Annotated in this window: 13 protein-coding genes and 1 riboswitch; of the genes, 9 read left to right on the top strand and 4 right to left on the bottom strand. The window is 72.7% G+C overall.

Features of this window, described 5'->3' with window-relative positions; genetic code table 11:
• Window positions 1–97: 97 nt before the first annotated feature.
• The 7 genes from ACFO6V_RS27920 (at window position 98) to mutM (ending at window position 5,192) form a co-directional block, all read left to right on the top strand.
• Window positions 98–1,072: an endonuclease/exonuclease/phosphatase family protein gene (locus ACFO6V_RS27920; protein ID WP_377142413.1), complete on the top strand. Its 975-nt coding sequence runs from the start codon at window positions 98–100 to the stop codon at window positions 1,070–1,072.
• A 100-nt stretch (window positions 1,073–1,172) separates the two neighbouring features.
• Window positions 1,173–1,856, top strand: a complete 684-nt coding sequence (gene rsmD, locus ACFO6V_RS27915; protein ID WP_377142411.1) for a 16S rRNA (guanine(966)-N(2))-methyltransferase RsmD — start codon at window positions 1,173–1,175, stop codon at window positions 1,854–1,856.
• Window positions 1,853–2,350 (top strand): pantetheine-phosphate adenylyltransferase, encoded by a 498-nt coding sequence (coaD, locus tag ACFO6V_RS27910; protein WP_377142409.1) that lies wholly within the window; start codon window positions 1,853–1,855, stop codon window positions 2,348–2,350. The genes rsmD and coaD overlap by 4 nt, the downstream gene beginning before the upstream one ends.
• Before the next feature lie 153 nt (window positions 2,351–2,503).
• Window positions 2,504–3,100, top strand: coding sequence for a YceD family protein (locus ACFO6V_RS27905; protein WP_357505232.1), 597 nt, complete (start codon window positions 2,504–2,506; stop codon window positions 3,098–3,100).
• Between the two features lie 2 nt (window positions 3,101–3,102).
• A complete protein-coding gene (gene rpmF / locus ACFO6V_RS27900) occupies window positions 3,103–3,297 on the top strand; it encodes a 50S ribosomal protein L32 (RefSeq protein ID WP_108495103.1) in 195 nt (64 codons plus the stop codon).
• Window position 3,298: 1 nt separating this feature from the next.
• The gene (rnc, locus tag ACFO6V_RS27895) at window positions 3,299–4,087 is read left to right on the top strand and encodes a ribonuclease III (protein WP_377142407.1); all 789 of its coding nucleotides are present in this window, start codon (window positions 3,299–3,301) and stop codon (window positions 4,085–4,087) included.
• Window positions 4,080–5,192 (top strand): bifunctional DNA-formamidopyrimidine glycosylase/DNA-(apurinic or apyrimidinic site) lyase, encoded by a 1,113-nt coding sequence (gene mutM / locus ACFO6V_RS27890; protein ID WP_377142405.1) that lies wholly within the window; start codon window positions 4,080–4,082, stop codon window positions 5,190–5,192. The genes rnc and mutM overlap by 8 nt, the downstream gene beginning before the upstream one ends.
• A gap of 88 nt (window positions 5,193–5,280) precedes the next feature.
• Here mutM and ACFO6V_RS27885 read toward each other — a convergent pair whose 3' ends face one another.
• Entirely contained in the window at window positions 5,281–6,258 is a 978-nt protein-coding gene (locus ACFO6V_RS27885; RefSeq protein WP_377142403.1) for an NAD(P)-dependent oxidoreductase, read from the bottom strand.
• A 122-nt stretch (window positions 6,259–6,380) separates the two neighbouring features.
• Window positions 6,381–7,292, bottom strand: a complete 912-nt coding sequence (locus ACFO6V_RS27880; protein ID WP_377142401.1) for a C40 family peptidase — start codon at window positions 7,290–7,292, stop codon at window positions 6,381–6,383.
• Window position 7,293: 1 nt separating this feature from the next.
• Window positions 7,294–7,445: riboswitch (cyclic di-AMP (ydaO/yuaA leader) on the bottom strand.
• A gap of 155 nt (window positions 7,446–7,600) precedes the next feature.
• On the opposite strand from ACFO6V_RS27880, the gene ACFO6V_RS27875 reads away from it, so the two are divergent.
• Window positions 7,601–9,196: a phytoene desaturase family protein gene (locus ACFO6V_RS27875; protein ID WP_377142399.1), complete on the top strand. Its 1,596-nt coding sequence runs from the start codon at window positions 7,601–7,603 to the stop codon at window positions 9,194–9,196.
• Between the two features lie 37 nt (window positions 9,197–9,233).
• Window positions 9,234–9,671, top strand: a complete 438-nt coding sequence (locus ACFO6V_RS27870) for a GNAT family N-acetyltransferase (protein WP_377142397.1) — start codon at window positions 9,234–9,236, stop codon at window positions 9,669–9,671.
• Window positions 9,672–9,770: 99 nt separating this feature from the next.
• On the opposite strand, the gene cydC is transcribed toward ACFO6V_RS27870, so the two are convergent.
• Both cydC and ACFO6V_RS27860 read right to left on the bottom strand, forming a co-directional pair.
• The gene (cydC, locus tag ACFO6V_RS27865) at window positions 9,771–11,789 is read right to left on the bottom strand and encodes a thiol reductant ABC exporter subunit CydC (RefSeq protein ID WP_377142395.1); all 2,019 of its coding nucleotides are present in this window, start codon (window positions 11,787–11,789) and stop codon (window positions 9,771–9,773) included.
• On the bottom strand, window positions 11,786–12,461 hold a 676-nt coding region (locus tag ACFO6V_RS27860; RefSeq protein ID WP_377142393.1), incomplete at its 5' end, for an ATP-binding cassette domain-containing protein. The genes ACFO6V_RS27860 and cydC, both read right to left, overlap by 4 nt.

Raw genomic sequence — 12,461 nt, 5'->3', positions numbered from 1 at the left:
TGGGGACTGGCCAGGTTCCAGCGGGGTGAATTGAATCGGGTGAAAGGAATGACCTACTCCTTACGCCCGAAACGCACAGCCGATAGAGTCCCCGCCGATGACGGACGCAAAGCATGCGATCCATACCGGCCCGCCGGGAAAGAGCGCGTGGCAGCGCGGGAGGCTGCTGGCGCTCGGTTCCCTGGTGGCCGCGGTGCTGCTCGTCGCCCACGATGTCGTGCCGAACCGGTGGGGAAACCTCGGCAGTCTCGTCCAGTCGTTCCTGCCCTGGCTCGGGCTCGCGGTCCCGCTCGGGATCCTCGCCGCACTGCTGCGGCGTTCGGCGCTCGCGATCCTCGCCGTGCTGCTCCCGCTCGCCGCCTGGATCTGGGTCTTCCTGCCACAGGTGCGTCCGGTGGATCCGGAGCCCGGCGACCTGACGGTGGTGCAGCACAACGCCAGCGACACCAACTCCTCCGTTACGGGTACCGCGGACGTGCTCCTGGCTGCCGAGCCGGACGTCGTGACGCTGACCGAGGTGTCCGACACCGTGGCGGAGCAGTACACGCAGGCGTTCGGCGAGACGCTGCCGCACCACGAGACGCAGGGCACCGTCGGTGTCTGGTCCAGGTTTCCGCTCGAGGGCGCCACCGCCGTCGACATCCGGCCCGAGGGCATCGACGCCTCCTGGGACCGGTGCATGCGCGTGGTGATCCAGCGGGAGGGCGGCGCGGTCGCCCTGTTCGTCGCGCACCTGCCCTCGGTCCGGCTCGGGAGCGGCGGGTTCGAGACGGAGCTGCGGAACGCGAGTGCGCTCGCGCTGGCGGACGCCGTCGACGCCGAGGAGAGCGAGACGGTGATCGTCGCGGGGGACCTGAACGCGGTGCTGGCGGACGGTGCGATCGCGCCCCTGACGAACCTTGTCACCGCCCCCACCACCGGCTTCCAGTTCACCTATCCCGAGGTCTTCCCGGTCGCCCAGATCGACCACGTGCTCGCGCGCGGAGCCACGGTGACCGAGGTCCGCACCCTGCCCCGGACACCCAGCGACCACCTCCCGCTGGTCGCGCAGATCGACACCCCGTGGTCCTGACCCCGCCCTCCGTTGAGTGCTGGATATCTGCCCTCTCGTCGGCTGTTCGGGGGCGAATATCCAGCACTCAACGGGACGGGGGGCGGGTTAGGCTCGCGGCGTGACCAGGATCGTGGCCGGGGAGCTCGGCGGACGCAGCATTGCCGTGCCGGGTAAGGGCACCCGGCCTACCAGCGACCGCGTCCGCGAGGCGATCTTCTCCCGGCTGGAGCACCTCGGGGTGCTCGACGGCGCCCGCGTGCTCGACCTCTACGCCGGCTCTGGCGCGCTCGGGCTGGAGGCGGCCAGTCGCGGCGCCGTGTCCGTCACCCTGGTGGACAGCGCGCGGCCGGCGGCCGACGTCGCACGCCGCAATGTTGCCGGGCTGGGCCTGACCACGGTGCGTGTCGTCGCGGAGACCGCCGAGCGGTTCGCGGCGGCGCTGGCGGGTGCCGGCTCTCGCCCCGGTTCCGGTGCGGTTTCGCGCGCGGCGTCCGGCACGACGGCGGCCCTGGACCTGGTCTTCCTCGACCCGCCCTACGACCTCGACGAGGATGCGCTCGTCACCGTGCTGACGCACCTGGCGGCCCCGGGCGTCCTGGCCGACGGCGCGGTGGTCGTCGTCGAGCGCTCGATCCGCACTCCCGAGCCCGCCTGGCCCGCCGGGCTGGCCGCGTTCGCCCGCAAGGACTACGGCGACACGGCGGTCTACTACGCGGAGCCCTCGGCCACGGAGCCCTCGGCCACGGAACCGTCGGCCGCCGAGCCCTCGGACGCGGACCCGTCGGATAGCGTGGACGCGTGACCACCGTCGTCTGCCCCGGGTCGTTCGACCCCATCACCCTCGGCCACCTGGACGTCGTGCGCCGCGCCGCCACCCTGTTCGACGACGTGGTGGTCGGCATCGCGAAGAATCCCGGCAAGTCCGGCCTGCTCGACCTGGAGACGCGCGCCGAGCTCGTGCGCGCGGCGGTGCACGGCCTCGCCCAGACGGAACCCGCGATGTCGCGGGTACGGGTCGACGTCGTGCCGGGGCTGCTGGTGGACTTCTGCCGGGAGATCGGCGCGGTCGCCGTCGTGAAGGGCCTGCGCGGGGGCGGCGACTTCGACGCGGAGCAGCCGATGGCGCTCATGAACCGGCACTTGTCAGGCGTCGAGACGATCTTTCTGCCGGGCGACCAGCGGTACGCGCACGTCGCGTCGTCGCTGGTGAAGGACATAGTGCGGCACGGGGGACCGGTCGACGACCTGGTGCCGGCGGGCGTCGTCGCGGCACTGCGGACAGCGCTGCGTCAGTAGCCGGGCCGGCCGGCGGACCAGCCCGTGAGGGCTGTCACCCCGCACGGGCGCGCGTGAGCCCCGTTCCATGTCGTAGGATTGGTTTTTGGCCCGTGGCGTGATCACTCGCGCCGGGTCCACCCCCCTTCACCGTCCTCTCGGACACTGCCTTTCATGGAGTCTGTTATTTCCCGCGAACCGAACTCGCCGCTCGTGCTCGACACGCACGAGCTGTCTCGGCGTGCCGGATCCATGCGTACGCACAGCGCGACCGTGCAGGCGCCGTCGGATCTCGGTACCGCTGTGATCGGTATCCCGGAAGGCTCCGACCTCGAGCTGGATCTTCGACTCGAGTCCGTGATGGAAGGCGTGCTGGTCTCCGGCACGGTCCGCGGCACGGCAAAGGGTGAGTGCAGCCGCTGCCTCGACGACATCACCCGTGATCTCACGGTCGACGTCACCGAGCTGTTCGCGTACCCCGAGAGGGCCGCGGCGTCGGCCAAGGCGGGGGACGTCGACGTAGAGGACGAGGAGTCGGTCCTCGACGACGACGACAACGCCGACCTGGAGCCTGCGCTTCGGGATTCGGTAGTGACTGCACTACCATTTCAACCGCTGTGCCGGGAGGACTGCCCGGGCCTGTGCTCCGAGTGTGGAGCGCGCCTGGCTGACGACCCCGGTCATCAACATGACGTAGTCGACCCTCGTTGGTCGGCGCTTCAGAGCATGCTCGAATCTACGAGCGTGTCGGACGAGACGAAAGAGAGCTAGCCGTGGCTGTTCCGAAGCGCAAGATGTCGCGCAGCAACACCCGTGCGCGTCGCTCGCAGTGGAAGACCACCGCAGCGACCCTCACGACCTGCCCGCAGTGCCAGGGCAACAAGCTGCCGCACACGGCGTGCCCGACGTGCGGCACCTACAAGGGCCGCACGTACCGCGACGCCCTGAAGACCGTTCACGCGGGCTGACGTGGCCAAGGGCGGGACGTCGCCGGCGAGGCCGGAACCTACCGCGCTGCTCGAGAAGCTCGGGGTCCATCTGGACCCCGAGCTTCTTGTGCTGGCACTGACGCACCGGTCGTTCGCACACGAGGCCGGTGGCATCCCCACGAACGAGCGCCTGGAGTTCCTCGGCGACACGGTGCTGGGGCTCGTGGTCACGGAGGCGCTGTTCCGGCGTCACCCCGACCTGTCGGAGGGCGACCTCGCGCGCATGCGCGCGGCGACGGTGTCGCAGCGTGCGCTCGCCGCGATCGCGCGCACGCTCGGCCTGGGCAAGTACGTGCTGCTGGGCAAGGGCGAGATCCGCACGCGCGGTTTCGAGAAGGACTCGATCCTCTCCGACACCGTCGAGGCGCTGATCGGCGCGACCTACCTGTCGCACGGCCTGGAGACGTCGCGTGCGCTGGTGCACCGGCTCGTGGACTCGACGCTCGACGTCGCCGCGGGCCTGGGCGCGGGGCTCGACTGGAAGACCTCGCTGCAGGAAGCCTCGGCGGAGCGTGGGCTGGGTTCGCCCGACTACATCGCCACGTTCGAGGGCCCGGAGCACGCACGGGTCTTCCACTCGACGGTAGTGATCGACGGCGTCACCTACGGCTCCGGCTCGGGGAGTGCGAAGAAGCACGCCGAGCAGGGAGCGGCCGAGGAGACCTACCGGGCCCTGCTGGAGAAGTTCCCGCTGTCCAAGCCGGGGGACGACGGCGCGCCGGCCGCCGGCCAGGTCTCGGGGAACAAGGCGCCGGCCGCCGGTGCCTGAGCTTCCCGAGGTCGAGACCGTCCGCGACGGTGTCGACAGGCTGGTCGTCGGCGCGGTGGTGCGCGATGTCGAGGTGTTCCGCGAGTACAGCGTCCGTCGGCACGACGGCGGTCCGGAGTCGTTCCGCGACCAGCTCGTCGGACGGCGGTTGAGCGCCGCCGTCCGCCGCGGCAAGTTCCTCTGGCTCCCGCTGGAAGACCCGACCCCGGCCCCGCTGGTCGAGCCGGCCCCGCCGGTCGAGCCGACCCCGCCGGTCGAGCCCGTCGAGACCCACCCGGCAGCGGCACTCCTCGCACACCTCGGCATGTCGGGACAGCTGCTGGTCCGGGGCGCCGTGGCGGGCGACGATCCAGGGCACGCGTCGAGCGTGGTGCTGGGTCTGGAGCAGTTCGGCGCGGAGGCGGGTCCCGGGCCGAGCCCGGCGGTGGGCACGGCAGCGGACGACTGGCGCCATCCTCACCTCCGGGTTCGCCTCCACCTGACCGGCGCCCCCTCCGGCGCGCGCTACCTGGACTTCGTGGATCAGCGCACGTTCGGTCACCTGAGCGTGCAGGACCTGGTGCCTGGCGACGGCGAGGCGCCCGCCGACGGCGAACCGACGTCGAACATCCCGGCCGGCTACGGCTCGGACCTGCCCCTCCTGCCGCAGCCGGTCGCGCACATCGCCCGTGACCTGCTCGACCCGAACCTGGACCTGGACGCCCTGGTCCGCCGGGTGCGCCGCCGTCGGACCCAGGTCAAGCGCGCGCTGCTGGACCAGACGGTCGTCTCCGGCGTGGGCAACATCTACGCCGACGAGGCGCTGTGGCGCGCCCAGGTGCACTGGGCCCGGCCGACCGACAAGCTCAAGGCCGCGGACGTGCGCCGGGTGCTGGACTCGGCCGCCGAGGTGATGCGCGAGGCGCTGGCCCAGGGCGGCACCAGCTTCGACGAGCTGTACGTCAACGTGAACGGGGAGTCGGGATACTTCGACCGCTCGCTCGCGGTGTACGGGCAGGAGAACGAGGCGTGCCGACGCTGCGGTGCGCTGGTGCGCCGGGACGCGTTCATGAACCGCTCGTCGTTCAGCTGCCCGATCTGCCAGCCGGCCCCCCGGGCGAGGTAGAGCATGCGTCCGGACACCCCCTCTACCTCGACAACAGGCTGATGCCGAAGTAGAGGGGGTGTCCGGACACCTGCTCTACTTCGCGGCACTACCTCGTGGCCACGTTGCGGAGTTCCGCGCCCGTGCGCCAGGCCGTGAGCTGGTCCGCAAGGAAGCGGGCGGCGCCTCGCGGACGGCCACCCGCCACGTGCGGCGTGAGGATCAGGTTCGGGAGGTCCCAGAGCGGGGAGTCCTCCGGCAGCGGCTCCGTCTCCATGACGTCGAGCGCGGCTCCCGCGAGCCGCCCGGACCGCAGCGCGTCGGCGAGCGCGTCCTCGTCCACCGTCGCACCTCGGCCGACGTTCACGAACCGGGCAGTCGGCGGGAGCAGGCCCAGCAGGCGGGCGTCGAGGATGTGCCGCGTGGCGGGGATCGCGGGCAGCAGCGAGATGAGCAGGTCGGTCTCGGCGAGCAGGGCGTCCAGGCCGTCCGGCCCCACCACGGGGTACCCGGAGCGTTCGCCCGCACGTGAGGCGACACCGGTGACCCGCGCACCGAGCGCGGTCAGCAGCGGCGCCAGCCGCAGGGCGATCGACCCGAAACCCCAGATCGTGACGCGTGCGCCGTCGAGCGTGTACTCGCGGCCGGTGACCGGGTCGGCCTGCGCGAACGCGATCTCCTTGGCCCAGTGGTGCTCCCGCTGCGCCGCGAGGGAGACGTCGATGCGGCGAACCGTCGCCAGGACCAGCGCCAGGGTGTGCTCGGTGACCGTGTCGTCGTGCAGGGACTGGCCGGAGGAGATGACGACGTCGGGCCCGAACCCGGCGCGCAGCGCGACGTCGGGCCCCGCGGAGAGGGTCTGCACCCAGCGCAGCTGGGGAAGCCGGCGGGCGGCGTCGGCGAGGATCTTGGGCGGGCTGGACCAGGTGACCAGCATCTCGGCGTCGGTGTGCTCCTCGGGGACCGGCTCGTTCATCGCATAGGCGACGACGGTGTCGGCGCCGCCGGGTGCGAAGGAGGCTCCGCCGTCGGGCAGCAGGGACGGGAAGTCGAGGTCGAAGGGCACGTCCGGTACGAGGATCTTCACGCCCGGGACGTTACCGGACCATGATCCCGAACTGGTCCGGGACGAGCACGAGGTGTGTCGCGCCAGGGGGCTGGCGCGACACACCTCGCGGTCTGGAGTGGTCCGGCGTGGGGGAGTAGGCGTCAGCCCGTCACCCGGATGAACACCGGGTTGTTCTGCCACATCTCGCCGTACTGCACGGGGGTGCCCTGCTGCTGGGCCTCGACGACCATGCCGTCGCCCGCGTAGAGGGCGACGTGGCCCGGCGTCCACACGATGTCGCCCGGCTGGGCGGCGGCGGCGGAGACCTGGTATCCGATGGTCGAGATGGCGCTCGAGCTGTGGGGGACCGAGATGCCGAGCTGGCCGTAGACGTACTGGATGAGCCCGGAGCAGTCGAAGCCGCTGGGGGAGGCTCCGCCCCACACGTAGGGCACACCGACGTACTCGAGTGCGAGGTTGACGGCCTGCTGGCCCAGCCCCGACGAGGAGGATGCGGCTGCTGCCGCTGCCTCGGCGGCTGCCTCGGCCTCCGCGGCGGCTTCGGCTGCCTCAGCCTCGGCCTCAGCCTCGGCCTTTGCCTTCGCCTCGGCTTCCGCCTTGGCACGCGCTTCGGCCTCCGCCTTGGCCTTGGCCTCGGCGATGCCCTCCTCGGTCTCCGCGTACGGCGTCACGGACACGCGTCCGCGCTCGGCGTAGAAGTCGGCGTCCTGGGTGACCTTGACCTTGGTCACCAGGTTCTCGGCGAACCCGGCGCGGGTCGTGCTGTCGACCGTGTTGCTGATGGTGTTGCTGACCGGCGTGGCGTTCGCGAGCGCGGCCTGCGTGTGCGTCTCGGCGGGCGCGGTGTGGGCGGTCTGGGTGAATACCGACGCCAGCATGCCGGACGTGACGACCGCGATGGCGCCGGTCCGGGCAGCGTTCTCGGCAGCGGTCTGGGTCAGTGCGGTGAAGGGGGTGAGCGCGGGGCCGTCGGCGCGGTGCCTGCCCCGGTTGCTGGGACGGTTTGCCTGGTCGTCCGCCCAGTCGTGGGTGCGGTCGGTGAGTACGGTCACCAGTGATCTCCTCGGACGCCTACGAAGTGAGCTGTCGGGTTCGGATGGGAGAGCGATTCACCCGGCCTCGCAAGGAGGCTTCACCCCAAGGACACTCACGTGCCCGCTTACTTGGTTCCCCCGCCCCTGTCACGGTTCTGGCTGCCAAGGTCCGGTGACAGGGTTCGGCGTCCGGGCCTGGACCTCCCCGTTGCTGGAGAGGCGAGATTGACCGTACCTGCCCCTCGCGCAAATGTCACGATTAGGTCACATAGCGACCTGTGATGGAACGTCCTTGGCAATCTGTGCCCCATGCCACTATGGCGTCCATGACCGATTCGATGCGTTCCCGGTACGACGTCGTGGTGGTAGGCGGGGGTCACAATGGCCTCACCGCCGCGGCCTATGCCGCCCGTGGCGGCCGGTCCGTCCTCGTCCTCGAACGCGCGGACCACGTGGGCGGCGCAGCCGTCTCGGCCCGCCCCTTCGCCGGGGTGGACGCGCGGCTCTCGCGCTACTCCTACCTCGTCTCGCTCCTGCCTCGCCGGGTGATCGACGAGCTGGGGCTGCCCATCACGCTGAAGCGCCGCCGCTGGTCCTCGTACACACCGGTGGCCGACGGCGGCCTCCTTGTCGACAGCCAGGACGACGCCGCCACGCGCGCCTCGTTCCGGCGTCTCACCGGATCGGACGCCGACTTCGAGGCCTGGGGCCGCTTCTACGCCATGACCGCGGAGGTCGCCCGCCGGCTCGCGCCGACGCTCACCGAACCCCTGCTCCCGCGCTCGACGGTCCGGGACCTCGTGGTCGACGGGGTCGGCGAGGAGGCCTGGCGCGCGCTGTTCGAGGAGCCCCTCGGGGAGGTGCTGCGCCGCACCTTCGCCGACGACGTGGTCCGCGGGGTCGCGGCCACCGACGGCCTGATCGGCACGTTCGCCGACGTCGACGAGCCGTCCCTGCGGCAGAACCGCTGCTTTCTCTACCACGTCATCGGCAACGGGACCGGCGACTGGGACGTGCCGGTGGGCGGCATGGGCGCCGTCTCGGGCGCCCTGCGCGATGCCGCGGTGGCGGCCGGCGCGACGATCGTCACTTCGGCGACGGTGACCGCCGTCGATCCCGGGACCTCCGGCGGTTCCGGCGCGGAGGTCGCCTGGACCGACGCCGACGGGCGCACCCAGGGCGTCACGGCCGGCCACGTGCTCGCGGCGTGCGCCCCGGCGGAGCTGGACCGGCTGCTGGGCGGCGACCCCTCGACGACTGCCGACTATCCGGAGGGCGCCCAGCTCAAGGTGAACATGCTGCTGACCCGCCTGCCCAGGCTGCGCGACGACGTCGACCCCGTCGCGGCGTTCAGCGGGACCCTGCACGTCAACGAGTCCCTGACGCAGCTCCAGGGGGCGCACGCGCAGGCCGCCGCCGGGCGCATCCCCGACCTGCCGCCCAGCGAGATCTACTGCCACACACTCACCGACCGGACGATCCTCGGTCCCGGGCTCGCCGGGACGGACGCGCAGACCATCACGCTGTTCGGGCTGCACATGCCGGCGCGGCTCTTCCGCACCGCACCCGACGCCGCCCGCGACCAGGCGCTCCGGGCCACGCTCGCCTCCCTCGACTCCGTGCTGGCCGAGCCGATCGAGGACGTGCTCGCGCTCGACGCCGACGGCGCCCCCTGCCTCGAGGTGCGCACCCCCGTCGACCTGGAGCGCGAGGTCGGGCTGCCCGGCGGGCACATCTTCCACCGCGACCTGAGCTGGCCGTTCGCCGAGCCGGACGCCGGCGACGGGTCCGGCCCCTGGGGCGTCGCGACCGGGCATCCCCGGATTCTCCTGGCGGCTGCCGGCGCCCGGCGTGGTGGTGGCGTGAGTGGTATCCCCGGCCGGGCGGCGGCCATGGCGGTGCTCGGGAGCGACGCCGGCTGACGGCCTCCGCCGTCGGCCCACGGCCTAGGATGTGGCGGTGCATATCCGACGCGCCCTTCCCGTCGACGCCCCTGCGATCGCCCCGCTCCTCGGTCAGCTCGGTTACCCCAGCACCGCGGAGGACGTCGCCGCCAGGTTCGCCCGTGTCGCGGGCAGCGAGACCGATGAGGCCTGGCTGGCGGTAGACCCGGACGAAGCCGATGCGGAAGCGGTGATCGGGTTCGCCTCAGGTCACGTCCGCTGGGCCTACGAGCTCGATGCGCCAGTGGCTCAGCTCACCGCACTCGTCGTCGCCGAGACCAACCGCGGCACCGGCGCAGGCCGCGCCCTCGTCGCGACCTTCGAGGAATGGGCGACGGCCGCGGGCGCCGCACGGGCAACTGTCTCGTCGTCCTTTCGCCGCACGGGCGCGCACGCCTTCTACGAGCGCCTGGGCTACGAGCAGCTCTCGAAGAAGTTCGACAAGCGCCTCTGACGCTCTGCCCGCCCTCTCCAGCGACCCCGATCGACCACAGCAGCTGCTGCCAGAAAGGGCCTCGGTCTGGCAGCAGCTGCTGTGGTCGACGCCGTGGCTCTAGGCGGCTGGGGTCTCCTGAGCTGTCGACCAGGCGTAGGAGGGGTCGGTCGCGAGGAGGTGCTCGTGACTGCCGCGGGCCACGACGGTCGCCGGGACCGCGCCCATGGTGGCACCCGCGATCGCGGCGAGCGTGTCGTTCCCGAGCAGGAGGACCTCGTCGGCGGCCGCGAGCGGCGTGAGCCGGTGGGTCGCCAGCAGCAGCGCCCGCCCCGTCTCCCGCGCGTGGCCGGCAAGGGCGCGGACCAGGGCGTCCGCGGTCTCGCCGTCGAGGTGCTCGGCGGGCTCGTCCACGAGCAGCACCCGGGCCGGGGCGAGGAGCGCACGAGCGACCAGGAGCCGACGGCGCTCCCCGCCCGACACTGCCGCCGCGTCCGTGCCGACCAGGGTGTCCAGCCCTTCGGGAAGCGCAGCGAGCCAGCTGCCCAGCCCGACGGCGGCGAGCGCGGCCCGGGCCTCGGCCTCCGTGACGTCGCCACGCGCGACCCGCAGGTTCTCCAGCACGCTGGTGTCGAAGACGTGCCCGTCCTCGGCGACGAACAGCCGGTCGATCGGCGTGGTCGGCAGAACGTCAGGTGATCGGTAACCCGGACTGCCGACCTCCTGACGTTCTGCCGACCACCCGCCCACGCGGCCAGCCAGCGGCGGGATCAGGCCCGCGGCCGTCATCAGCAGCGTCGTCTTCCCGACGCCGGACGGCCCCGCCAGCGCCAGGACCGACCCCGGCCGCAGCGTGAGGGACACCCCGTCGACGGCGGCGCGTGTCCGGCCGTCGCCGTCGGGCCAGCCTGCGGCGACGTCGTCGAGCACGAGCAGGGCGTCATCCTCCGACCCCGACGTGTCAGACCCTGCGGTCACTCGAGTGACCTGTAGGTCTGACACCGGAGCCGACACCGGAGCCGACACCGGAGCCGACACCGGAGCCGACACCGGAGCCGACACCGGAGCCGACACCGGAGCCGACACCGGAGCCGACACCGGAGCCGACACCGGAGCCGACACCGGAGCCGGGCCCGGCAGCAGCTCCAGCAGCCGCCGCGCGGCCTCTCGCGACCGGTGCAGCTGGACCGCCGCAGCCGGGAGCCCGGCGGTCGCCTCGAACACGGCGAGCGGCGTCAGCACGACCACAGCCAGAGCCTCCACGGACAGCGAGCCCGACAGCGTCGCCGGGATCCCCAGCGCGATCGACGCGAGCACCGCGAGACCCTGCGCCAGCGCCCCCAGGGCCGCGGCCAGCCCGGACGTGCGGGCGCCGTCGTCAGCGACGGCGGACAGGCGGGCGTCGGCGGCGTCCAGGTCCGCCAGCCGCGCGCCGAAGCGCCCGGAGACGCGCAGCGGCGCCGACTCCTCGAGGATCTCCAGGGACAGCGCGGTCACCTCGCCCCGGGCTGCCGCGCCCCGCGCCTCCGTCCGCGCAGCGGCCCGGGCTGCGAGCCACGGCGTCACCACACCGGCCAGCACCAGGCACAACGCCAGCGCCACCCCCGCCGCCGGCAGCAGCACACCCAGCAGGATCACCGAGCCGAGCGACGTCACCACCGCGACACCCGCCGGCACCATCGAGCGGACCACCACGTCGCCGACGTCGTCCACGTCCTGGCCGATCCGTGCGAGGAGCTCGCCCCGCCGGACCGTCACCGGACGGTCGTCGGCCGCGAGCCTGTCGTACAGGTTCGCGCGGAGCGCCGCCATGCCACGCAGCGCGACGTCGTGGGAGGCGAGGCGCTCGCAGTAGCGCAGGACGCCGCGCCCGATCCCGAACGCCCGCACCGAGACGACCGCCACCGAGAGGGTGAGCACCGGGGGCATCTGCGAGGCCCTGGCGACGAGCCAGGCGGCGACCGCCGCGAGCCCGATCGCGCAGGCGAGGGCCAGGACGCCGAGGCCGATCGCCGCCGCGACCTTCACCGGCCGCACCTCCAGCAGCGGCAGCACGCGGCGCAGCGGATCGGTAGTACCCCTGGTCAGTCGCGGTACCGGAGCGGTCCGTGCCGGAGCACCCGGCGTCTGGATGTTCATCGTGCCTCCGGTTCTGCCGCCGAGCGGACGTCGATCACCTGGTCGGCGAGCCCGAGCAGCGAGGTCCGGTGCGCGACGACGAGCACGGTCCGCCCCGCGTCGCGCCACGCACGCACGGTGTCGAGCACCGCCTGCTCGCCGCGCGCGTCGAGGTGCGCGGTCGGTTCGTCGAGGATCACGAGCGGCTTGGTCGCGGCGTCGTCGAGCAGGGCGGACGTGAGCGCCACGCGCTGACGCTGGCCCACCGACAGCCCCACGCCGCCGAGCCCGACCCGCGTGTCCCAGCCGTCGGAGAGCGAGTCGACGACGACGTCGAGCCCGGTCAGCCGCGCCGCCTCGGCAAGCGCCGCGTCACCCGCTGCCGGCTTGCCGTCCAGCACCACCTCCCGCAGCCGCCCGGGCGGCAGCGAGGGCCGCTGCGGAACCCAGGTCAGCGCCCCCCACCAGCTCTCCAGCCCACCCGCCGAAAGCTCGTCCAGCCCCCGGAAAGCACCACCACCGGCCGGAACCAGCCCCACCCGCCCGTCATCCGGCACCAGCAACCCGAGCACGACGAGCACAGCAGTCGACTTACCCACCCCGCTCGCACCCCGCAACGCGACGACCCGCCCACCCCCGCCAACCCCGGACCCGAGCGCCACCCGAGCCGACAGCCGCGACGGCGCGACAACC

It is taken from the genome of Promicromonospora alba, from assembly GCF_042654905.1.
Lineage (GTDB): Bacteria > Actinomycetota > Actinomycetes > Actinomycetales > Cellulomonadaceae > Promicromonospora > Promicromonospora alba.
Note: the sequence above shows the minus strand (reverse complement) of the source record. Positions and strands in the feature narration are given on the sequence as shown.